Source organism: Xanthomonas sp. F4 (genome assembly GCF_011761895.1).
This window is the reverse complement of sequence record NZ_JAASQX010000003.1, coordinates 257,201-280,252: the sequence shown is the minus strand read 5'-3', so window position 1 is coordinate 280,252 and position 23,052 is coordinate 257,201. Positions and strand designations below refer to the sequence as shown.

The following is a 23,052-nucleotide window of genomic DNA, read 5'->3' as shown; positions in this document are numbered from 1 at the left end:
CCGCCCTGCTGCCCGGTTTGCCCTCCCATGACCGACGCCTCCCTGCATACCCTGGCCGACGCCGCCGGCCTGCTGGTCGACTGGATCGATGCCAGCGACACGCCGCGCACGGTCGGCGACGACACCCTGCGCCACGTGCTCGGCGCGCTGGGCCTGGACGCGCACGACGCCGCGGCCTGCCGCGACAGCCTGCGCCGGCTGCAGGCCGATACCGCGCTGCCCCCCCTGCTGACCGCCGACGCCGGCGCACCGGTCGAAGTCGGCGCCGCCCCCGGCGCGGCATACCGACTCGACAATGAAGACGGGCAGGCGCTGCACGGCCACTGCGACGCGCAGGGCCGCCTCGTCGCGCCGGATGCGGCCGGCTACTGGACCCTGCAGCATGGCGACCGCAGCACCACCCTGGCGGTGGCGCCGCCACGCTGCTTCGGCGTCGCCGATGCGGTGGGCGCGGCGCAGCCGCGGCGCTGGGGCCTGTCGCTGCAGGTGTATTCGGCGCCGGGCGCCTACGATGCCGGCATCGGCGACGCCGACGGCACCGCCGCCTGGGCCACGCGCATCGCCGCGGCCGGCGGCGATGCCATCGCCTTGAGCCCGGTGCACGCGGCGCGGCCGATCGGCGCGCACTACAGCCCGTATTCGCCCAGCGACCGGCGCTTCCTGGATCCGCTGCAGGCGGCGCCGGCGCGCGTGCTCGGTGCCGCTGCCGCACAGCGCGCGCTGGATGCGGCCGGGCTGGCGCAGGCGTTCGCCGAGGCGCAGGCCCGCCCGCTGATCGACTGGCCGGCCTCCGCTGCCTTGAAGTGGCAGTGGCTGCGGCAGCTGCACGCCGACTTCGGCCACGCCGATGCCGCGCTGCACGCCGACCTGGCCGCGTTCGAACGCGATGGCGGCAGCGCCCTGCACGCGCACGCCGCGTTTGCCGCGCGCGACTTCGGCGATGCCGATCCGGGCCTGCACCGGTTCGCGCAGTGGCTGGCCGCGCGCAGTTGGGCCGACGTGCAGCGGCAGGCGCGCGCCGACGGCATGGACATCGGCCTGATCGCCGACCTGGCGGTAGGCTTCGACGCGCACGGCGCCGAAGCCGCGGCCTGGCCGCAGGCGGTGCTACAGGGCCTGGAACTGGGCGCACCGCCGGACGCCTTCAACGGCGACGGCCAGGCCTGGGGCATCTGCGGCTATGCACCGACCGCGCTGCGCGCCAGCGGCTTCGCACCGTTCATCGATCTGCTGCGCGCGGTGATGCGCGATCGCGGCGGCGTGCGTATCGACCACATCCTCGGCCTGCTGCGGCTGTGGGTGATCCCGCGCGGGGCGTCTTCGTCCACCGGCGTGTACCTGCGTTATCCGCTGCACGACCTGCTGCGCTTGCTGGCGCTGGAATCCTGGCGGCACCGCGCGATCGTGATCGGCGAGGACCTGGGCGTGGTGCCGGACGGCATCCGCGCGGAGCTGTCGCGGCGCGGGGTGATGGGCATCGACGTGCTGCTGTTCACCCGCGAACGCGATGGCGCGTTCCTGCCGCCGGCGCAGTGGCGCAGCGACGCCCTCGCCACCACCACCACCCACGATCTGCCGACCCTGCGCGGCTGGCGCCGCGGCGAGGACATCGACTGGCGCCGGCGCCTGCAACTGAGCGACGCCGCGCAGCAACACGCCGACCACCAGGCGCGCAGCGACGACGTCGCGCACATGGACGACGCGTTCGCCGCGGCGCTGCCGCCGGACCAGGCCGCCGACCCGGAACTGGGCGCGCTGCGCTTCGTCGCCGCCACGCCCTCGCCGCTGGCGCTGCTGCCGGCCGAGGACGCGCTGGGCCTGGACCAGCAACCGAACCTGCCCGGCACCGTCGACGGCCATCCGAACTGGCGCCGGCGCCTGCCGGCACCCGACGCGGCCGCAGCCGCTGCCACCCTCACCACACGCCTGGATGCCTTCGCGCAGACCCGCCAGACCACCGCCACCGCTGCGCAAGGAGCCGACGCATGCGCATGATTCCCCTGCGGGCCACCGCCCGCCTGCAACTGCATGCCGATTTCACCCTGCTCGATGCTGCCGCGCAGGTGCCGTATTACGCCGGGCTTGGCATCAGCCATCTGTACCTGTCGCCGATCGGCACCGCCGTGCCCGGCTCCACCCACGGCTACGACGTCACCGACCCGCGCCAGGTCAATCCCGAACTCGGCGGCGAGCCGGCGCTGCTGCACCTGTCCGAGCGTGCGCGCAGCCACGGCATGGGCCTGATCCTGGACATCGTGCCCAACCACATGGCCACCCACCCGAGCAATCCGTGGTGGTGGGACGTGCTCACCCATGGCCGGCGCAGCCGCCATGCCGGCTGGTTCGACATCGACTGGCGCGCGCCCGGGCGCGAGGGCAAGCTGTGGCTGCCGGTGCTGGACCGGCCTTATGCGCAGGCGCTGAGCGAAGGCGCGCTGCAATTGCAGGTGGCCGAGGACGGCAGCGTCGTCCTGCAGCACCACGACCAGCGTTTCCCGATCCGCCTGGACGGCGCCATCGCCCAGGAACCGGCCAGCGCGCGCCCGGCCTGGGCGGCGCGGCTCAACGACGCCGCGCGGCTGGGCGACGACGCCCTGCACCGGCTGATCGAACGCCAGTGCTATCGCCTGGCCTGGTGGCGGGTCGGCAACGACATGCTCAACTACCGCCGCTTCTTCGACATCACCTCGCTGGCGGCGCTACGCGTGGAGCAGAACGACGTGTTCGCCGCGGTCCACGAGCTACCGCTGCGGCTGGTCGCCGAGGGCCATCTCGATGGCGTGCGGGTCGACCACGTCGATGGCCTGGCCGACCCCACCGGCTACGTGCAGCGGCTGCGCACGCAACTGGATCGCGCCGGCCGCCGCCGCGGCATCGCCCCGGGCGGCATCGCCCTGTACCTGGAAAAGATCCTGGCGCCGCACGAGCAACTGCGCACCGATTGGCCCTGCGACGGCACCACCGGCTACGACTTCATGGACCAGGTCGCCGCGGTGCTGCACGACCCGGCCGGCGCCGCGCCGCTGACCGCGCTGTGGCGACGCTGGAGCGGACGCAGCGGCGACTTCGGCCAGGAGCAGCGCGCCGCGCGCGACGAAATCCTGCAGGGCTCGCTGCAGGCCGAGTTCGTGCGCACCGTGCAGGCGCTGGGCGCCGCCGCGCATCTGGATCCGCTGACCCGCGAGTTCAGCCCGCAGATGCTGGCGCGTGGGCTGATGGCCTTGCTGCGGCACTTCGAGGTGTATCGCACCTATGCCGGACCGGACGGCCTGGACGACGACGATGCGGCGCGCCTGGCCAAGGCCGCGCAGCGCGCGCGTGCCGGCGCCGAACCGCGGGTGTGCGCGGCGATCGACGCGATCGAACGCTGGAGTCGCGACGGCCGCGGCACCGGCAAGGCACAGGTGGCGCTGCGGCGGATCGTGCGCCGGCGGCTGGAACAGCTGTCGGCGCCGCTCAACGCCAAGTCGGTGGAGGACACCTCCTTCTACCGCCACGGCGTGCTGCTCTCGCGCAACGAGGTGGGCAGCGAGCCGGACGTGTTCGCGCTGACGCCGGCCGAATTCCACGCGGCCAACGCGGTGCGCGCGGAGCGCTATCCGCGCGCGCTGCTGGCCACCGCCACCCACGACCACAAGCGCGGCGAAGACGTGCGCATGCGCCTGGCCGCACTGAGCACGCAGGCGCCGTGGTGGGACGCGCAGGTGGCGCGGTTCCAGGCGCTGTCGGCCGACCTGCTACCGGCCGGCAGCGCCGCGCCGCTGCCCGGCGACCTGCTGATGCTGTGGCAGATGCTGGTGGCGGCGTGGCCGCTGGAACTGGCGGTGGACGACGCCGACGGCCTGCGCGACTACGCCGAGCGCATCGGCGCCTGGCAGCTCAAGGCCGCCCGCGAAGCCAAGCTGCGCACCCACTGGACCTGGCCGGACGAGGACTACGAGCGCAGTGCGCGCGCCCTGCTCGATGCCGCACTGCTGCAGCCGGCCGGCGCCGCGCTGCGCGAGGCGCTGGCGCAGGCCGCCGCGGCGCTGGCCCCGGCCGGCGCGCTCAACAGTCTGGTGCAGACCACCCTGCGCCTGACCCTGCCCGGCGTGCCCGACCTGTATCAGGGCAGCGAGGGCTGGGACCTGTCGCTGGTGGATCCGGACAACCGCCGCCCGGTGGACTACGCGCTGCGTCAGGCCTGGCTGGGCGACGCCACCGCCCCAGGCGCGCTGCTGCAGGACTGGCACAGCGGCCACGTCAAGGCCTGGCTGACCGCACAGCTGCTGCAACTGCGGCGCGCGCATCCGGCCCTGTTCGCGCACGGCAGCTACACGCCGCTGCAGGCGCAGGGCCCGCAGGCGCAGCACGTGCTCGGCTTCGTGCGCGAACACGAGGGCGCCTCGCTGGTGGTGGTGGTACCGCGGCTGAGCGCCGCCGCGCAGGCGTTGCGGACGGACGCGCCGCTACGGGCGCAGCTGGACTGGCGTAACACGGTTCTGACACTGCCCCAGGCAGAGTATCGTCCGGTACTGGCCGATGCTGCCGTCGCGACAACCTCGGCCATTCCGATATCGGCGCTGTTCGCCGAGTTCCCGGTGGCCGTACTGGTCGCCTCCCCCTGATTCCGCAAGAAGCCATGGACGCAGAAACACGCCAACGCCGCATCCGCCAACTCGCACACGAAATCTGGGAAGCCGAAGGGCGACCCGACGGCCGCGCCGCCCGCCACTGGGCCATGGCCGAACGCCTGGTGGACGCGGAGGCGGCCGCCGAAGCCGAGGCCGAGGCGCTGCCGCCGCAGCAACCGCGACGCAGCGCCGGCAACGGCAGCACCTCTTCGTAAGGATCCTTCATGCCCGTGCGCAAGCTCACCCGCCGTTCGCGTATCCGCGAGGGCCTGCCGTACCCCCTGGGCGCCACCTGGGATGGCCTGGGGGTGAACTTCGCCCTGTACTCGGCGCACGCCACCAAGGTGGAGCTGTGCCTGTTCGACGACCGCGGCCGCGAGATCGAACGCATCGCCCTGCCCGAGTACACCGACGAGATCTGGCACGGCTACCTGCCCGACGCGCGCCCGGGCCAGCTCTACGGCTACCGCGTGTACGGCCCGTACGCGCCCGACGCCGGCCACCGCTTCAATCCCAACAAGCTGCTGCTCGATCCCTACGCCAAGCAACTGGTCGGCGAACTGAAATGGGCGCCGGCGCTGTTCGGCTACACCATCGGCCACAGGGATGCCGACCTCAGCTTCGATCGCCGCGACAGCGCCGCCTACATGCCCAAGTGCGCGGTGATCGATCCGGCCTTCACCTGGGGCAAGGACCAGCGCCCGCAGACGCCGTGGGACAGCACGGTGATCTACGAGACCCATCTGCGCGGCACCACCATGCGCCACCCCTCGGTGCCCGAAGCCTGGCGCGGCACCTTCTCCGGGCTGAAGGTCGACGAGGTGGTCGAGCACATCAAGCGCCTGGGCATGACCGCGGTGGAGCTGCTGCCGGTGCACGCCTTCGTCGACGACGAATACCTGCTCAAGCAGGGACTGCGCAACTACTGGGGCTACAACACCATCGGCTTCTTCGCCCCGCACCCGCGCTATATGGCCACGCGCACCGTGTCCGAGTTCAAGCAGATGGTGGCGCGCCTGCACAGTGCCGGGCTGGAAGTGATCCTGGACGTGGTCTACAACCACACCGCCGAAGGCAACGAGCTGGGGCCGACGCTGTCGTTCAAGGGCATCGACAACGCCAGCTACTACCGCCTGGCCGAGGACCGCCGCTTCTACATCAACGACACCGGCACCGGCAACACCTTCGACCTGACCAATGCCGGCGCGCTGCGCATGGTCAACGACTCGCTGCGCTACTGGGTGGCGGAGATGCACGTGGACGGGTTCCGCTTCGACCTGGCCACCATCCTCGGCCGCGAACACCACGGGTTCGATCCCAAGGGCGGTTTCCTCGACGCCTGCCGCCAGGACCCGCTGCTGAGCCAGGTCAAGCTGATCGCCGAGCCATGGGACGTCGGTCCCGGCGGCTATCAGGTCGGCGCATTCCCGCCGGGCTGGTCGGAGTGGAACGACAAGTTCCGCGACAACGTGCGCGCGTTCTGGCGTGGCGACGAAGGCCAGCTGGCCGAACTGGCCACGCGCCTGACCGGCTCGGCCGACCTGTTCCACCACCGCGGCCGACGCCCCACCGCCTCGGTCAACTTCGTCACCGCCCACGACGGCTTCACCCTGCACGACCTGGTCAGCTACGCGCACAAGCACAACGAGGCCAACGGCGAGCACAACCGCGACGGCTCGGACAACAACATCTCCGCCAACTACGGCGTGGAAGGCGAGACCGACGACGAAGACATCAATGCCCTGCGCCTGCGGCAGATGCGCAACATGCTGGCCACCCTGCTGCTGTCGCAGGGCACGCCGATGCTGCTGGCCGGCGACGAGTTCGGCCGCAGCAAGGGCGGCAACAACAACACCTACTGCCAGGACAACGAACTGACCTGGTTGAACTGGGAAGCCGGCCCGCGCGCGCACCAACTCAGCGCCTTCGTCTCGCGCCTGACCCACCTGCGCGCGCACTACCCGCTGCTGCACCGCGCGCGTTTCTTCGACGGCGTCTACGACGAGGAACTGGGCATCAAGGACGTGACCTGGCTGGCCCCGGACGGCGAGGAAATGACCGAAGCCTCCTGGCACGACCCGCACGCACGCGCGCTGATGATGCGCCTGGATGGCCGTGCCCCGTCCAGCGGCCTGCGCCAGGCCGCGTCCAACGTCACCCTGCTGATGATCGTCAACGGCGCGGTCGAGGACGTGCAATTCACCCTGCCGCTGGTGGAAGGCGAACACTGGCGCGTGCTGATCGACACCGCCGAGCGCGACCACGAGCATGGCCTGCCCGGCGGCGCGCAGTGGCACGGCATCGGTCGCTCGCTGACCCTGCTGGCGGCCGAACGCGACAACAAGTCGACTGCCGCGCATCACCGCAATGCGGATGCGCCGGCGGCGTAATCTGATGGCAGCGCCCGGCGATCTGCCGGGCGCTGCGCGTCGCGGCTGAAGCCGCTTTTACAGAAGCTCGGCAAACGGCGAACGTCGCGAGCTGTCGTCCGCAGGAGCAGCTTCAGCGCCGCGACCCGACATCGATGGAACCCCGGCACCGCTTCGTCGCCCCTGCGGCCCACCGCAATCGCCCGCGCGGATAGCATCGCCGACAACAGCTTGACGGCGGCTCATTGGTGCCCGCCCCGCTCCACATACGGCCGCGCCTGCAGGATCACCACCTCGTCGCCGACCACGGCCCACTCGATGTCCTGGTCGGCGCCGCCCAGGGCCTGCTTGGTCATCGCGCCAACCTTCGCCAGCCGCGCGATGAGGGCGTCGGTCAGCACCTGGCGGGTACCGGTGATCGGCACCTCGCGGACGCCGCCGGCGGCATTGGCGACGAGTTGGGTGTCCTCGGCCGAGCGGCTCAGCACCTGCACCGCCTTGGACCAGCTCGAATACATCACCTGTTCGGCCTGGCGCTTGCCCTCGACCACACGGATGCCCAGACCGCGCTTGGCCGAGATGTAGGTGACGTGGCGGCGCGCGGCATCGAACGGGTCGCGGGTGATCATCACGCCGGAGCTGTCCGAGGGCGCGGCCAACTGCACCAGCACCGCCATGGCCACCGCGTCCTGCGGCAGGCCGGCGGCGGCGCGCGCTTCGTAGGCCTCGAAGTTGTACACCGACGCCCACACCGTCTGCACGGCCCTGGCCAAGGCGTCGGCGCGGGTGACGTTGGGCACGGTGGTGTACAGGCCGGCGCCGCTGAAGCCGGGCAGATCCTCGGAGTTGGACGAACTGCGCACGAATACGCCGGCGCCATGCAGTTGTTCGCGCCACTGCGCCTCCAGCGCGCGCACGAAGGCGGGATCGGGCACGGCGTCGGCGATCTCGCCGCGCAGCGTCGCCAGCGCGGCGCGGCGCACCTCCGCGTCGGTGGCGAAGCCGGGGCGACGCTGCAGGTCGTGCAGGCGCTGGTCGACCTGCAGGCGCTGCAGCGTCGCCTGGTAGAACGCGAACGGAATGCAGAAGCCGTCCGGCACGCGCGCGGCCGGCGGCAGTACCGCCTTCAGCTTGCCGAGATTGGCCGCCTTGGTCCCGCATGCCCTGCTGTCGCTGGCGCGCAGCGCCGCCAGCGGCTTGAGCGCGGCCACGCGCAGGTCCGGACGCGGCAGCGTGCGTGCCGCGCTGCGTGGGGCGGCAGCGGGTGCGGCCGCCGGCGGACCGGCCAGCGGTGTCACCCGGTAATCGTTGTGGGTGACATCCAGTTGCACCCAGCGGCCGTCGTACTGGCGCAACGCCGCCTGTGCATCGCGCACGTACACATTGGGAATGCCCCAGCCCTTGGCCAGCAGGTTGACGTGCGACAACAGCGTGGACGGGCGCTGCGTGACCAGGCCGGCGACCGGCGCCAACGCGATCGGCACCTCGTCCAGCACCGGGATGTCACGCGGCGACAGCGTGCGGAACTGCGCCTCCGAGCGCACGATGCGCAGCCGCCCCTCGGCGTGGCCGGTATTCAACGGCAGGAAGCGCTGCTCGCGCAGCAGCGCCTCCTGGGTGACGAACGCCAGCCCGGCGCTGCGGGCCAGTTGCTCGTGCAGCGTGGAGTTGGTCTTGAACCGCAGCGTGTCGAAGAACGACGCGCGCAAGGCGGCATCGGTCTGCTGCAGCAGCGGTGCAGTAAGCAGGTCGCCCTCCCAGAACTCGTAGGTGTAGCCCGGCAGGTCCTGCTGCCAGCTCAGGGTGCCGAACAGGAAGCGCCGCTGCGGATCGCGGTATTGCGCCTTCAGCGCCGCCTTGCCCATGCGCGGCGCCAGGCGCTGGCGCACGAACGGTTCGTGCAGCGCGAACCGCGGCGTGTTGAGGTAATAGACGCGACCGCCCTGCTGCCGGTCGATCACGAACAGCAGATGCGGCAGCTCCAGCGCGGTGCCGGCGTTGTAGACCCGCGCCAGTTGCAGGAACTGCAAGCGGCTGTCGAGGCGCGGCAGGAAATCGGGTCCGGTCGCCGGCTGCGCGGCGGCGTCGCGGCCTGGGCGCTGCTCGTAGGCAGATGGCTTGCGCGCGGTCTGCGCCAGCGTAGGCGCCACGTGCCACAGCAGCGCAAAAAGGAAACACCACGCCGACACGCGTGGCCAGGCAAGCGGCGGACGGGCTCGATCCATGATGCCGGTTCGGGAGGACGAAGAGCGCGGATCATACGCCAGCGCCTGCGCGTTGGCTGCGCGGCGAGGCGCTCCCGGCGGGGCCGGGCATTCGCTGTCGCCGCGGACCGTTGATCGGACGGCCCGATGGCAAGAACGCGATGGTGCCCATGCCGAACAGCTCCATCGGATCGTCCTTTCGGTATCGTTGGCGGACAGAACGCTGCGCAGCCGCGTGCGGCCTCGCCGCCTGCCTGCCCGCGACCTGACGCATCTCGCCCCAGCAAGGAGTCCGCATGCCGCTGTATCCCCTGTTCGCCGACCTGGCTGGACGCCGCGTGCTGGTCGTCGGCGGCGGCGAGGTGGCGATGCGCAAGATCGAGGCGCTGCTGCACGCCGGCGCCGACCTGTTGGTGTACGCGCATGCGCTCAACCCCACGGTGGCGCAATGGCTGGCGCAGGGCCGGCTGCAGCGCGCCGATGGAGCCTTCGATCCGCAGTGGCTGGACGCTGCCTGGCTGGTGGTGGCGGCCACCGACGACGAGGCATTCAATCGGCAGCTGGCCGAACGGGCCGGAGCGCGACGCAAGTGGGTCAACGTGGTCGACGACGCCGCGCTGTCGACGTTCCAGGTGCCGGCGATCATCGACCGCGATCCGCTGCTGATCGCGATCTCCTCCAGCGGCGCGGCGCCGATGCTGGCGCGGCGCCTGCGCGAGCGCTGGGAAACCGAACTGGACCATTCCTACGCCGAACTGGCGCAACTGTTCGCACGCCACCGCGCCGCGATCCGTGCACGCCTGCCGGAGTTGGCGCAGCGCCGACGCTGGTTCGAGCAGGTGCTGGAGGGGCCGGTGCAGACGCTGCTGCAGAGCGGCCAGCGCGACGCCGCCGAGCAGGCCTTTACCGACAGCCTGCAACGCAGCGACGAGGTACCGCGGCAGGGCAGCGTGTGGCTGGTCGGCACCGGCACCGGCGACCCCGGCGCGCTGACGCTGAAGGCGCTGCGTGCGCTCAACCAGGCCGACCTATTGCTGTGCGGTGCACAGGTGAGCGCGGCGGTACTGGGCATGGCACGCCGCGATGCCAGCCGTCAGCCGCTGCCGGACGATCCGGCCGCGCACCTGGCGTTGCTGGTCGAACAGGCGCAGGCCGGGCAACGCGTGGTCAGCCTGCTGCCGGGCGATACGTTCCGGCAGGCGCCGCATGACGCGCTGGCGGCGCAGTTGACCGCGGCCGGCATCGCCTGCGAGGTGGTGCCCGGCGTCGCGCCGGGCTGAATCCTAAGCCGGCAGCGGCGGCACCGGTTCGTCGGCTGCGCGGTCGCGCTTCGCCATCACCAGGTGCTTGCGCATGCCCACCCACAAGGCCAGCGACAGCAGCGACACGCCGCCCAGCAGCAGGAACGCGGCGCGATAGCCGAACGCCTGGGCGATCCAGCCGCCCAGCGCCGGACTCAGCGCCGCGCCGACGCCCTGCATCGTCATCAACGCGCCCTGCCCCACGTTGACCCGGCCGGTGCCCTGCAGCAGGTGCGCCACCAGCGCCGGCACCGCCACGCTCTGCAGGCCGGCGCCGACGCCATCGAGGATCTGCACCGGGAACACGCCCCAGGTATGGATGACGCTGGCGGCGATCAGCCCGCGCAGCGGCAGCGCCAGGAAGGTCAGCAGCAGCACCCACCAGTGCCCGCGCACACGGATCAGGCGCATCGCCAGCAGCGAGACCAGCACCATGGTGGCCTGGGCGACGATGATCGTGGTGGCGGTCAGCGCGTTCGGGTCGCCCTGGTGCGCGGCCACCACCGCCATGCCGTACAGCGGCAGCATCGCCGCATTGCCCAGGTGGAACAGCGCCAGGGCAGCGGCCAGCACCAGCAACGGCTTGCAGGTCAGCAGCACCGACCAGCCACTGACGTGGGCGCCATTGTCGTCGTCGGCCTCGGCCATGCCGCGCGCGGCGCGGTGATCGATCGCATCGCGCGGAATCAGCAACACCGAGACGATCGCCAGCACGCCGAAGCAGCCAGTCAGCACGAACACCGCGCCGAAGCCGAATTTCCAGCCGAGCACACCGGCCAGCGCCGCGGCCACCACGTTGCCGGCGTGGCTGCCGACCTGATTACGCGCGATCTGGTGATCGAAACCGGCCTGGCGCACCAGGCCCAGCGTGATGCCGGACAGGGCCGGCCCCAGCGCGGCGGCGGCGAGTGCAGTCATCACCTGCGCGGCGATGACGCCCGGCAAGGTCGGCGACCACCACAGCAGCGCCGAGGCCAGCAGGATCATGCTGCAGCCGACCACCACGATGCTGCGCTTGCGCTTGGTCGCATCGACCAGCGCGCCGCCTGGCGTGGTGGCGAGCATGCCGACGATGCCGCCGGCGGTCATCACCGAGCCGATCGCGCCCAGCGACCAGCCCTTGGATTGCAGGAACACGCTCAGGAACGGGCCGAGCCCGTCCTGCACGTCGGCCATGGTGAAATTGAGCGCTTCCAGCGCGCGCGTACCGCGCGGGCGCTGACGCTGATCGGCGCCGCTCATGCGCGCACCGGCGAGAGCGAAGGACGCAAGGAAGGAGGCAGGAAAGCGTGGTGCAGCGCAGGCGGGACGGGCGGCATGACGGAGTCCTGGATGAGCGAAGGCAACACAGGCGCGGCGGTGGCCAGGGGCACACCGCCGCGACGGCTCGGTACTTAGTGGGGCTTGGGCTTGGGCTTGGGTTTCGGCTTCGGCCCGTCCTTCGGCGCAGCATCATGCGCATGCCCGTGCAACGGCTTGTGATGAGGCTTGGGCGGCTTCGGTTTCGGCGCCAATGGCTGCACCGTCGCCTCGCTCGCACCCAGCGCCTGCGCATGCAGCACCTGGCCGTGCGCGGACTCCAGCAGTTCGCCCTGCGCCGCCAGCGGCTTGCCGGCGGCCAACCAACGCGCCGATTCCGGCACCGCGTTCGGCGGGAAGCGCACGATCAGCCCATCGTCCAACAGCGCACCATGCACCTGCCCGTGCGGACCGTGCAGCAGCCGCGCGATGGTGCCGGCGTGGCGTACCGCGTCCTGCGCGGGCTTGGGCTTGGCCGGCGGCTTGGGCTTGGGGGGTGCCGCATGCGGACCTTCGTCGACGATGCGCTCGGCCCCGTCCGGATCGATCGCCAGCGCCACCAGCACATCGGCGCCGCGCGGCTTGAGCCCGCGCACGCCGAGGCTGGCACCGGGACGCAGCGCCTTCAGCAGTTGCGCCGACAGGTGCGGCGGGGTGTGCACTTCGGTGCCATCGTCGAACAGCAGGCCGTCGACGTCGGCCTTGGGGTTGAGCAGGAAACGGGCGAGCGTGCCGCGGGTTTCCGGCAGGGAATCGGGATCGACCCAATGCATTTTGTTCTCCAGGAGAAAGGGGGAGCCGGCGGGGGCCGGCAGCGCCCGCCGCGAACGGCGGGCGCAGGGGTCAGGCGCGATGCGGCAGCGCCTGGATCAACGCGGTGCCGGCGGCGGCGGTGCAGCCGGCGCACCCGGTGCGCCCGGCTGGGCGGGCGGCGGCGGGGCAGCCGGCGGCGCGGGCGGGGCCGGCGGCGCGAACACGGCCTGCAGCGAGTTGCGGTCGCGGCCGACCTGGGTGGCTTCCACCGAACGGCCGACCTGGGTCAGCACGCCGAAGCCGTTGACGCTCAGGCGCGCGCCGGGCCGCAGCAGTTCGCTGTACTGCAGGGCGGCGTGCGGCGGCATGCGCACCACGGTGCCGTCGCTGAGCAGCACGCCGGCGGTGTCGCCGCGCGGGCCGTAGACCAGCCGCTCGATGCGGCCATCGGCCTGCAGTGGGGTCAGGGCCGGCGGTGCCGGGGGAGCCGGCGGCGGCGTCGCCGGGTTCGGCGGGCGGTCAACCACCTGCTTGCCGCTGCGACGCGCGGTGATGGTGCTGGCCTGCAGCAGCGGCAGGCTGCCCAGGCGATAGCCCTGCACCGACACCGCGTCGCCACGGCGCACCGCCGCCTGCAGATCGGCCGACAGGTGCGGCGGGAAGCTCACCTGGGTGCCGTCCATCAGCCACAGGCCATCGACGTCGCCGTTGGGGTTGAGCATGAAGCGCTCGACGGTGCCGTCCACGCGCACCGGGGCGGCGGCGACGGGGGCCGCGGGCGGCGGCGGCGGTGCCGGGACGCTGCCGGGCGCCGGCGGGGCGGGAGGTGCGGGCGGCGCCGGCACCTGCGCGGTGGCGGCAGCGGCGGCGGTGGCCAGCACCAGGGACAGAGCGAGTGCGCTACGACGGATCATGGATGTTCCTCCTGAGCGGCAAGGGGGCGCCGCTCGCAGGAGAGATAATGCAGAGGCCGTGCCAAATTTTAAGTCATTGATCCTGAAGGTAATCGAGTACAACCTCAGCTTCCACGGCGTCTCCATTCCATCCACACCTGTCCGCTTTGCGGACAGGTGTGGATGGAATGGGATTGGGGAGTCGGGATCGGGGATTCGTAAAAAGCGGGTGTCGCCGCCTGATGTCAGGCGCTTCTACGAATCCCCAATCCCGACTCCCCAATCCCGGCAGCGCGCCAGCGCGCCGCTAAAGCCCATACTCGTCCAGCTTGCGATACAGCAGCTGACGATGGATGCCGAGGCGGCGCGCGGCCTCGGCGCGGTTGCCGTGGGCCTGGGTCAGTGCCGCCTGGATCATCTGCCGTTCCAGTTGCACGATCGCCTGCGGGAGGGTCAGTGCATCGGTGTCCAGCGCCGTGGGCATCTCGGCCGGTGGCGACGCCAGCAACTCATCCAGGTCGTGCGCCTCGATCACCGGCGCGCGCACCAACACCTGACAGCGTTGCATGGCATTGCGCAGCTCGCGCACATTGCCCGGCCAGGGATAGGCACGCAGGCGCGCCTGCGCGTCGGCCGACAGGGTCTGCGGCGCGCTGGCACCGGCGGCGAGGAAGTGCTGGGCGAGCAGCAGGATGTCGTCGCCGCGCTCGCGCAGCGGCGGCAGTTCGATCGGCACCACGTTGAGCCGGTAGCGCAGGTCGCTGCGGAAGCGCCCGGCCTCCACCGCCTGCACCAGGTCGCGGTGGGTGGCGGCGATCACCCGCACGTCCACCTTCTGCGCGCCGCGCCCGCCCAGCGGCGACACCTCGCCTTCCTGCAGGAAGCGCAGCAGCTTGGCCTGCATCGGCAAGGGCATGTCGCCGATCTCGTCCAGGAACAGGGTGCCGCCGTCGGCGTCGCGGATCAGGCCGTTGCGGTCGCTCACCGCGCCGGAGAACGCGCCCTTGCGGTAGCCGAACAGTTCGCTCTCCATCAGCTCGGCGGGGATCGCGGCGCAATTGATCGCCACGAACGGCTGCGCGGCGCGGGCGCTGGCACGGTGCAGCGCGCGCGCCGCCAGTTCCTTGCCGGTGCCGGTTTCGCCGCTGATCAGCACAGGCAGGTCGGAGGCGGCGGCCAAGCCGATGCGCTTGTGCACGGTGCGCATCGCCGCGCTGTGGCCGAGCAGCGCGTCTGCCTCCTCGGCGGGCATCGCCGGCGCGGCGTCCGGCGTGTCGTCGCCGCGGCTGCGCAGCGCGCGCTCGACCACCTCGGCGATGTCGGCGCGGCCCACCGGCTTGACCAGGTGATCGAAGGCGCCGAGCGTCATCGCCTCGATGGTGTTGCCGCTGGAGGCATGCGCAGTGAGCATCACCAGCGGCACGCGCATGGCCTGCGCGTCGTCCTGGCGCGCGCGCATCAGCGCGATGCCGTCCATGCCGGGCATGCGGAAATCGACGAAGGCCAGATCGATGCCGCCCTCGCGCAGGCGTGCCAGGCCCTCGCGCGGGTCGGCCACGGCGATCGCCTCGTGGCCGAACGAGCGCAGCGTCGCCTGCAGGGTGCTGAGAAACGCCAGGTCGTCGTCGATGATCAGGATGCGCGCCATGGCAGCTCCAGGCTGAACTCGGTGATGCCGTCGCGATGCGCGTAGTGCGCTTCGCCGCCATGGGCGCGAGCGATCTCGCGCACCAGCGCCAGGCCCAGGCCGTTACCGTCGCTGCGGCCGCTGGCGAACGGCTCGAACAGATGCGCGGCCACCGGGGCCGGCACCGGGTCGCCGTGGTTGCGCACGCGCAGTTGCAGCACGTCGTCTTCGGTCTGCGCTTCCAGGGTCACCTCGGTGCCGGTCGCGGCGTGCTGCAGGGCATTGCGCAGCAGATTGAGCAATGCGCGCGCGGCCTGTTGCGGATCGAGCATCCACTGCGCCGGCGCCGCCTGCAGGCGCAGCGCGATCGGCGGCGCCTGCCCGTCCCAGTCGGCCGGTTCCAGCAGCGCCTGCAGCCACGGCTGCAGGACCACCGGCTGCCGGTGCAGGCGAATCGGCTGGACCATGCCGAGCAGGCTTTCCACCACCCCGTCCAGGCGCTGGATCTGCGCCAGCATCAGCTGCGCCTGGGCGTCGTCGGTGCCGTCGGCGTGCGCGGCGATCTGGTTTTCCAGCGCCAGCCGCAAGGTCGCGATCGGGTTGCGGATCTCGTGCGCCACGGTCGCAGTCATGCGTCCGAGCGCAGCCAGGCGTTCGTGTCGCGACAGTTCCTCGCCGAGCCGGCGGGTCTCGGCCAGCGCCTGCGCGCTGCGCTGCGCGTAGTCGGTGACCGCGGCGCCGAGCCGGTCCAGTTCCGGCGCACCGGTGCGCGGGATCTGCGGTACCTCGGCCGGCGTCGCCAGCGCCTGCTGGATGCCCTGCAGGCGCTGGCTCCAGCGCCGCACCACCCAGCCCAGCGCCAACGCCGAGACCACCACCAGCGCCAGGATCAGGCCCAGGCCCAACGCCAGCGGCAGGCTGGCGGCGGCATCGCTGGAGGCGACCCGGGTCATGGCCCAGGCCGCGGCCGTGCGGTCCAGCGGGCAGGCCGCGATCAGCAGGCTCTCGCGCTGCCCGTCGCGGCGGTAGTCCACCGTGTGCTGCGCCTCCACCCCGCGCTGCGCGGTGGAAATGATCACGTTGCGCTCGGCCGAGGGCACGTCGGTCTTGTGCTCGGTCCCGTCGTAGGTCGGATAGGCGTAGGCGAGAAAGCCGCGCTCGCGGTCCCAGAAGCCGCCTTCCACGCCGGCGGCATCGGCCAGCACCAGCTGCGACACCACCGCCGCCAGGCCGGTGCCGTCGCTGCCGTGGGCGGCGGCGCTGGCGCCGTTGTAACGCTGCACCATGCGCGTGCAGACCTCGCGCAGCCCGGTCTGCGCACGTTCGCTGCGCACGCCTTCGCTATGCCGATACAGCCCGACCAGCACCACCGCCATGCCCACGCAGGCGGCGACGATGACGATCCAGATCAGCAGCAGTTGCCGCAGCAGCGAACGGGGCATGGCCTACCTTGGGCGCGACGGAAGAGGCGGAGCGAACCGCGGCGATCGTACCCGGATCGCGATGCGGCCACGACTCACAGGGGCCAACACCACGTCGCGCGCGGTGTCAGGTGGGTACGGGCGGTGCGCAGGAACCGCAGCGGACACGTGGTGCATGCGGGGTTCGGGCACCGTCCGCGCCGCGTGCGGCTGGCCGCGCTCAGCGCAGGTTGGTCTTGACCAGCTCCAGCACCTCGTCGCCGCGCCCACTCATCACCGCGCGCAGCAGGTACAGGCCCATGCCCTTGGCCTGTTCCAGCTTGACCGCCGGCGGAATCGCCAGTTCCTGGCTGGCCACGCGCACGTCCACCAGCGCCGGGCCGGGATGCGCGAACGCCTCGCGCAGCGCGGGCTCCAGTTGCGCCGACTCGTCCACGCGCAGGCCCAGGATGCCCATGGCGTTGCTCATCGCGGCGAAGTCCGGATTGCTCAGGTCGGTGCCGGTGTCCAGGTAGCCGGCCGACTTCATTTCCATCGCCACGAAGCCAAGCGAACCGTTGTTGTAGACCACCACCTTCACCGGCAGGCCGAGCTGGGCCAGGGTGATGAAGTCGCCCATCAGCATGGTGAAGCCGCCATCGCCGGACAGCGAGATCACCTGCCGGCGCGGGAACTGCGCCTGCGCGCCCAACGCCTGCGGCATCGCATTGGCCATCGAGCCGTGGTTGAACGAACCGAGCAGGCGGCGCTGGCCGTTCATGGTCAGGTAGCGCGCCGCCCATACCGTCGGCGTGCCGACGTCGCAGGTGAAGATCGCATCGGCATCGGCCAGCGCATCGACCATGCGGGTGACGAACTGCGGATGCAGCGGCTCGCCTGGCGCCGACGCGACGGCCAGGTCGTCCAGGCCTTCGCGCGCCTTGCGGTAATGGGCCAGCGACTTCTCCAGGAAGCCGCGGTCCTCGCGCCGCTGCAGTCGCGGCAGCAGCGCGGCGATGGTTTCGCGCACGTCGGCGGCGATGCCCAACTGCAACGGCGTGCGCCGCCCCAGCGCGGCCGGGTCGTTGTCCACCTGCACGATGGTGGCGTCCTTGGGATAGAACTGCCGGTACGGGAAGTCGGTGCCGAGCATCAGCAAGGTGTCGCAGTTGAGCATGGCCTGATAGCCGGAACTGAAGCCGATCAAGCCGGTCATGCCGACGTCGAACGGGTTGTCCCACTCCACGTGCTCCTTGCCGCGCAGCGCATGCACGATCGGCGCGCCGAGCGCGTCAGCCAGCGCCACCACCTCGTCGTGCGCACCGGCGCAGCCGCTGCCGCACAGCAAGGTAATGGCCTTGCTGGCCTGCAGCAGATCGGCCAGCTTGGCCACGTCGGCGTCGGCCGGCAGGATGCGCGGCGCGGCCAGCGCCGGCCACGCCGTCGGCGTGCCCTTAGGCATCTCCTGCAGGGCCACGTCGCCAGGGATCACCACCACCGCCACGCCGCGGCGCAGGATCGCGGTGCGCATCGCCCGCTGCAGCACCTCCGGCATCTGCGCCGGATTGGTCACCAGTTCGACGTAGTGGCTGCACTCGCGGAACAGTTCCTGCGGGTGTGTCTCCTGGAAATAGTTCAGGCCGATTTCCGAGGACGGGATGTGCGCGGCGATGGCCAGCACCGGCTGATGGCTGCGGTGGCAGTCGAACAGGCCGTTGATCAGGTGCAGGTTGCCCGGACCGCAACTGCCCGCGCACACCGCCAGCTTGCCGCTGACCGCGGCTTCGGCGCCTGCGGCGAAGGCGGCCACTTCTTCGTGGCGCACGTGCATCCACTCGATGCTGTCCATCTGCCGCAGCGCATCGGTCAACCCGTTGAGACTGTCGCCGGTGACGCCCCAGATGCGTTCGACGCCCGCGCTGTGCAGGGTTTCGGCGAGCAGGCGGGCCATGGTCTGCTTGGACATACGTGCTGAACTCCGGGTGGGGAGCCGCATGGTCGCACCGCGCGCGTTACCGACGCGTGGCGCAGACGAGATGCGTCTGCGCCTGCCGAACGCATGTTCAGCGCACGGTGCGGCTAGTCTTCGCCACGTGCAGCGGCAGCATCCTGCGCCGCATGGTCCGCATCGTCCTCGTGATAGCCACCGGGCGTGGCGCCCCTGCCATGAGCGCCGCCTGCATGCTCGCCGGTGGCGCCATAGGTGCCAGCCTGGCCCAGGTTGGGCTGGGTGCGTCCGCTGCGGTCCTCGCCGTGGTCCTGCGGCGCGTGTGTCTGCGGCGGAGGCATGGGCTGCGACGGCACGTCGCGGTCGCGGCCGCGCGCCACGCCGCTGTCGGCCGAGACATCGCCCTGCTCGCCGCGATACGCCGCCTGGCGTACGTCATGCGTGCCGGTGGGAGGTGAAGTGCGCTGGGCCATGACGATCTCCTGCAGAAGCGTGGGAATGCATCACGCTAGGGCGGCATGCGTTAGCCGACCCGCAAGGCATCATGAAGAGCACGCGAGCAAGCGCGCCGCTGTCGACCCACACCACCACACCATCCGCACGCGACATGCACGCCTGCGCCACCCGTGCTGGCCGACGCTGGCGGCTCCTTCCGCACTGGAGCCTTTCGATGCCCGGTCTATTCTGGAAACTGGCGCTGGCCGGCACGGCCTTCGCCGCGATCCGCGCCTATCGCCGTCAGACGCACTCCGCCTCGCCCGAAGCGGCGTCTCCCGCCCCGAGTGCGGTCGCCGACGACCTCCGCGTCACGCCGCCGCACGGCGATACCCTGCATGCCACCGAGCGCGCGTCGACGACCGTCGCGGCGGACGATCCGGATGGCGCCGTGCCGGCCTGATCCCCTGCGACGCGCAGCGGCGTGTCGCGCTCATCGCCGGCACGCCGCTTACGTCATCGGCAAGCCCATGAACGTCTGGGTCAGCCCTTGGGGCGATCGTGGGTCTCGCGACCATCGCCGTCGCGGGCATTGCGCGCGCGCAGCGCCTCGCCGGCCTTGCGCGCCAGTTCCTCGTATTGGCGACGGATCTCTTCCAGACGCTTCTCGTCGAGTTCTTCCAGATCCAGCAGCTCGTTGTTGGCCTTGGCGCTGACCCGGATCAGTTCGTCGAGCTTGATCTGCATCGCCGCGGTATCGGCGTTCTGGGTGTGCTGGATCAGGAACACCATCAGGAAGGTGATGATGGTGGTGCCGGTGTTGATGACCAATTGCCAGGTGTCGTTGAAGCCGAACACCGGCCCGCTCAGGCCCCACACCAGCACGATGCCCAGCGCGATGCAGAAGGTCCAAGGGGTGCCGGCGGCATACGACGCCTTCTTGGCGACGACATTGAACAGCTTGGCAGGTTTCATCGCAGGCCCTCGCGCAACGGAACACGCCTGCACCGCCGCCAGCGTCTGCAGGCGGCTAAGGATGATCGACCGCCTCCCGTGAGCGAGGCGTGCATGTGGCGCCAGCGCCGAGCCAATGAAAAAGGCGGGGTTGCCCCCGCCTTCTTGCTGTCTTGCGTGCGGTGCTCAGCCGGCCTGTTGCGTCGCCGGCTGCAGCGCGCGCACCGGGCGCGGCCGGCTCGGGAAGGCGTGACGCACGATCCGCCACACCACCTGACCGAACTGCCGCGGCAGCGAACCGGTGTTGTAGTGCTGGCCGTAGCGCGCGCAGATCTCGCGCACCTGCACCGCCAGCGCCGCGTAGCGGTTGGCCGGCACGTCCGGGAAGAAATGGTGCTCGATCTGGTGGCTGAGGTTGCCCGACAGCACGTTCAGCAGCTTGCCGCCGGCCAGGTTGGACGAGCCGCGCAGCTGCCGCAGGTACCAGTGCCCGCGCGACTCGTTCTTGATCGAGTCCTTGGGGAAGGTCTCGGCATCGGCGGTGAAGTGGCCGCAGAAGATGATCACGAACGTCCAGATGCTGCGCAGCACGTTGGCGGTCAGGTTGCCCAGCAGCACCGGCAGGAAGAACGGGCCGGCCAGTGCCGGGAACAGGATGTAGTCCTTGAAGATCTGCCGGCCCATCTTGCGCCCGACCGGCAGGAACGTGCGCTTCAGTTCGCCGCGCTTCATCTTGCCGGCCAACCAGCGGCCCAGGCGCAGGTCCTGGATCGCCACGCCCCACTCGAACAGCAGCGCGAACACCACCGCGATGAACGGCTGCGCCAGGTAGAACGGGCGCCAGCGCTGCTCGGGGAAGATGCGCAGCAGGCCATAGCCGATGTCGTCGTCCATGCCGCGCACATTGGTGTAGGTGTGGTGCTTGAAGTTGTGCGTCTTGCGCCAGTTATCGCCGGTGGCGACGATGTCCCACTCGTAGGTGTTGCCGTTCAAGTGCGCATCGCCCATCCAGTCGTACTGGCCGTGCATCACGTTGTGGCCCAGCTCCATGTTCTCCAGGATCTTGGACAGGGTCAGCAGCACCACGCCGGCGATCCACGCCGGCACCAGCACGCTGTGCACGAACGCGCCGAGGAACAGCAGCGCGCGGCCGGCCACGCCGGTATAGCGCACCGCGGCGACGATGCGGCGGATGTAGCGCGCGTCGCGCGCGCCCAGGTCGGCCAGCGTGCGCGTGCGCAGCGCATCCAGTTCGTCGCCGAAGGCCTGCAGTTCGGCCGGAGTCAATGCACGGTTGCGGGGAGCCGCCATGGGGAAGTCCTCAGAGGTCCAGGGTCAGGTCGCTGCTGGCGCTGTTGACGCACAGCTTCAGCGAACCGGGTTCGGCGGCGTGCGCGCCGCTGAGCAGATCACGGGTGACGCCGGCCTGCTTGCCGCAGGCGCAGCTGTTGCAGATGCCCATGCGGCAGCCGTGCTTGGGCCGCAGGCCTTCGGCCTCCAGCGCGGTGAGCAGCGACTGGCCGCGCGGCAGTTGCAGCACGCGGCCACTGCGCGCCAGGGTCACCGCCACGGTGCCTTCTTCGACATCGGCCGGGGCCGGCGGGGCGCTGAACGCCTCGGCCTGGAAGCGTGCCACGCGGTGCTGCAGGCGTGCACGCGCGGACTGCACGAAACCGCCCGGGCCGCAGGCCAGCACCTGCACCTGTTCCAGGCTGCCCAGGGACTCCAGCGGCAGCGTGTCCACACGCGGCGCCGGCGTCTCGCCTTCGCCGGTGATGGCCAGATGCAGGCGGAAGCGCGGATGCGCCGCGGCCAGCGCCTGCAGTTCATCGCGGAAGCAGACCTGGTCGTGGCGCCGCGCCCAGTACAGCAAGTCGACGTCGGCCGGCATGCCGGCGTCGGCCAGTTGCCGCAGCAACGCGCGCATCGGGGTGATGCCGCTGCCGGCGGCCAGCAGCAGCCAGCGGCCGTGCGGCGCGGTCGGCAGCACCATCTCGCCGTAGGCCTGGCCGAGTTCGAACACCTCGCCGAGACGCGCCGCGCCGGCCAGATACTGGCTGACCCGACCGCCGTCGATGGTCTTGACGGTGATCGCCAGGCGCCCGCCCGGCAAGGGCGTGGGGCTGTAGCTGCGCAGCAGCCGGCGGCCGTCGATCTCCACGCCCAGCTCCACGTGCTGGCCGGCGCGCAGGCCGCGCCAGTGGCGGTTTGGCTGCAGCACCAGGGTCACCGCGTCGCTGCTGGCGGCCTCGCGCTGCACCAGGCGCGCGCGCGGGCGCTGCCACGTCCACAGCGGATGCAGGCGGGTGGACCAGAAATCGAACACGTCCGGCTTGACCCAGGCGCGCAGGGCGCGGGCGGCGGGGCGGGACTTGGCGGGACGGCGGGCAGCGTTCATGGGGTCCACTATACAGGCGAAGATACAGATGTCTATACACTTGTGCATTCAGCAATGGCGGTATCATCCCTCATTGCCTGGTCCGGTCTGCCCATGACGACGATCTCCCCTCCTCCGTCCGCGGACATGCCGACCGTCCGCAAAGGCGCGATCTCGCGCGAGGACCTTCTGGCGGCGGCCCTGAAGCTGATCGGGCCGCACCGCAGCGTGTCCACGCTGAGCCTGCGCGAGGTCACCCGCGAGGCCGGCATCGCCCCCAACAGCTTCTACCGTCAGTTCCGCGACATGGACGAGCTGGCGGTGGCGCTGATCGACCTGGCCGGCAGCTCGCTGCGCACCATCATCGGCCAGGCGCGCCAGCGCGCTGCCGGCACCCGCCGCAGCATCATCCTCAGTTCCGTGGAGACTTTCATGGAACAGTTGCGCGCCGACGACAAGCTGCTGCACGTCCTGTTACGCGAGGGCACGGTCGGCTCGGACGCGTTCAAGCACGCGGTGGACCGCGAGCTGAACTACTTCGAGGACGAACTGCGGGTGGACCTGATCCGCCTGGCCGCGCTGGAAGGCACGCCGTTGCACGAACCGGCGCTGGTGTCCAAGGCGATCACCCGGCTGGTGTTCGCGATGGGCGCCACCGCGATGGACCTGCCACCAGAAAAGGACCCGGAACTGATCCGGCAGATCACCGCGATGCTGCGCATGATCATCGTCGGCTCGCGCACGCTCGCCGCCGGCTGAGTTCGCGGCGCGGCGGCATCGGCTGCCGCAGACAGCCGCCAGCGTGGGCGCTCGCCCGCGTCGTGACATGCCGGCGACATGGCCTTGGCCCCGGCTTTACCTGCGCCTGCCCACCCTCGT

Annotated in this window: 18 protein-coding genes and 1 other RNA gene; 7 read left to right on the top strand and 12 right to left on the bottom strand. The window is 71.1% G+C overall.

All coding sequences use genetic code 11. The features are described 5' to 3' along the window. Positions 1-27: 27 nt before the first annotated feature. From FHR66_RS13475 to glgX, 4 genes are read left to right on the top strand one after another with little or no spacing between them, the layout of a single operon-like run. On the top strand, positions 28-1,995 hold the full coding sequence (locus FHR66_RS13475; protein WP_167087873.1) for a 4-alpha-glucanotransferase: 1,968 nt from the start codon (positions 28-30) through the stop codon (positions 1,993-1,995). Further along, positions 1,992-4,607: a malto-oligosyltrehalose synthase gene (gene treY, locus FHR66_RS13470; protein ID WP_160969767.1), complete on the top strand. Its 2,616-nt coding sequence runs from the start codon at positions 1,992-1,994 to the stop codon at positions 4,605-4,607. The genes FHR66_RS13475 and treY overlap by 4 nt, the downstream gene beginning before the upstream one ends. 14 nt (positions 4,608-4,621) lie before the next feature. Next, positions 4,622-4,828: a DUF2934 domain-containing protein gene (locus tag FHR66_RS13465; protein WP_160969709.1), complete on the top strand. Its 207-nt coding sequence runs from the start codon at positions 4,622-4,624 to the stop codon at positions 4,826-4,828. A gap of 9 nt (positions 4,829-4,837) precedes the next feature. After that, entirely contained in the window at positions 4,838-7,003 is a 2,166-nt protein-coding gene (gene glgX / locus FHR66_RS13460) for a glycogen debranching protein GlgX (protein ID WP_160969707.1), read from the top strand. Between the two features lie 221 nt (positions 7,004-7,224). On the opposite strand, the gene FHR66_RS13455 is transcribed toward glgX, so the two are convergent. After that, positions 7,225-9,207, bottom strand: a complete 1,983-nt coding sequence (locus FHR66_RS13455; RefSeq protein ID WP_202394924.1) for a PEP/pyruvate-binding domain-containing protein — start codon at positions 9,205-9,207, stop codon at positions 7,225-7,227. Between the two features lie 275 nt (positions 9,208-9,482). Here FHR66_RS13455 and FHR66_RS13450 point away from each other — a divergent pair, with 275 nt between their 5' ends. Continuing rightward, entirely contained in the window at positions 9,483-10,466 is a 984-nt protein-coding gene (locus tag FHR66_RS13450; RefSeq protein ID WP_160969705.1) for an NAD(P)-dependent oxidoreductase, read from the top strand. A 3-nt stretch (positions 10,467-10,469) separates the two neighbouring features. Here the strand turns inward: FHR66_RS13450 and FHR66_RS13445 are convergent, their stop codons facing one another. The 8 genes from FHR66_RS13445 to FHR66_RS13410 all read right to left on the bottom strand — a co-directional run bounded on the left by FHR66_RS13445 (position 10,470) and on the right by FHR66_RS13410 (position 18,880). Then, positions 10,470-11,729, bottom strand: coding sequence for an MFS transporter (locus tag FHR66_RS13445; protein WP_160969703.1), 1,260 nt, complete (start codon positions 11,727-11,729; stop codon positions 10,470-10,472). A gap of 152 nt (positions 11,730-11,881) precedes the next feature. Next, a complete protein-coding gene (locus FHR66_RS13440; protein ID WP_160969701.1) occupies positions 11,882-12,559 on the bottom strand; it encodes a hypothetical protein in 678 nt (225 codons plus the stop codon). 96 nt (positions 12,560-12,655) lie between these two features. Further along, positions 12,656-13,453: a hypothetical protein gene (locus FHR66_RS13435; RefSeq protein WP_167087870.1), complete on the bottom strand. Its 798-nt coding sequence runs from the start codon at positions 13,451-13,453 to the stop codon at positions 12,656-12,658. A 286-nt stretch (positions 13,454-13,739) separates the two neighbouring features. Next, positions 13,740-15,080 (bottom strand): sigma-54-dependent transcriptional regulator, encoded by a 1,341-nt coding sequence (locus tag FHR66_RS13430; RefSeq protein WP_160966092.1) that lies wholly within the window; start codon positions 15,078-15,080, stop codon positions 13,740-13,742. After that, entirely contained in the window at positions 15,065-16,501 is a 1,437-nt protein-coding gene (locus tag FHR66_RS13425) for a sensor histidine kinase (protein ID WP_160966090.1), read from the bottom strand. Before FHR66_RS13425 ends, FHR66_RS13430 begins: the two co-directional genes overlap by 16 nt. 81 nt (positions 16,502-16,582) lie before the next feature. Next, positions 16,583-16,657, bottom strand: a non-coding RNA gene (locus FHR66_RS13420) — sX9 sRNA. Positions 16,658-16,700: 43 nt separating this feature from the next. Next, on the bottom strand, positions 16,701-18,410 hold the full coding sequence (gene poxB, locus FHR66_RS13415) for a ubiquinone-dependent pyruvate dehydrogenase (RefSeq protein WP_202394610.1): 1,710 nt from the start codon (positions 18,408-18,410) through the stop codon (positions 16,701-16,703). A 128-nt stretch (positions 18,411-18,538) separates the two neighbouring features. Then, positions 18,539-18,880: a hypothetical protein gene (locus FHR66_RS13410; protein WP_160966086.1), complete on the bottom strand. Its 342-nt coding sequence runs from the start codon at positions 18,878-18,880 to the stop codon at positions 18,539-18,541. Between the two features lie 71 nt (positions 18,881-18,951). On the opposite strand from FHR66_RS13410, the gene FHR66_RS21110 reads away from it, so the two are divergent. Next, the gene (locus FHR66_RS21110) at positions 18,952-19,305 is read left to right on the top strand and encodes a hypothetical protein (protein ID WP_237475271.1); all 354 of its coding nucleotides are present in this window, start codon (positions 18,952-18,954) and stop codon (positions 19,303-19,305) included. An 80-nt stretch (positions 19,306-19,385) separates the two neighbouring features. Here FHR66_RS21110 and FHR66_RS13400 read toward each other — a convergent pair whose 3' ends face one another. The 3 genes from FHR66_RS13400 to FHR66_RS13390 all read right to left on the bottom strand — a co-directional run bounded on the left by FHR66_RS13400 (position 19,386) and on the right by FHR66_RS13390 (position 22,194). Continuing rightward, positions 19,386-19,817 (bottom strand): low affinity iron permease family protein, encoded by a 432-nt coding sequence (locus tag FHR66_RS13400; protein ID WP_160966084.1) that lies wholly within the window; start codon positions 19,815-19,817, stop codon positions 19,386-19,388. 165 nt (positions 19,818-19,982) lie between these two features. Next, positions 19,983-21,107, bottom strand: a complete 1,125-nt coding sequence (locus FHR66_RS13395) for a fatty acid desaturase family protein (protein ID WP_160966082.1) — start codon at positions 21,105-21,107, stop codon at positions 19,983-19,985. 10 nt (positions 21,108-21,117) lie between these two features. Beyond that, on the bottom strand, positions 21,118-22,194 hold the full coding sequence (locus FHR66_RS13390) for a ferredoxin reductase (protein ID WP_160966080.1): 1,077 nt from the start codon (positions 22,192-22,194) through the stop codon (positions 21,118-21,120). A gap of 93 nt (positions 22,195-22,287) precedes the next feature. Between FHR66_RS13390 and fabR the strand changes: the two genes are divergently transcribed. After that, positions 22,288-22,932 (top strand): HTH-type transcriptional repressor FabR, encoded by a 645-nt coding sequence (gene fabR, locus FHR66_RS13385; protein ID WP_160966078.1) that lies wholly within the window; start codon positions 22,288-22,290, stop codon positions 22,930-22,932. The last annotated feature ends 120 nt before the right edge of the window (positions 22,933-23,052 follow it).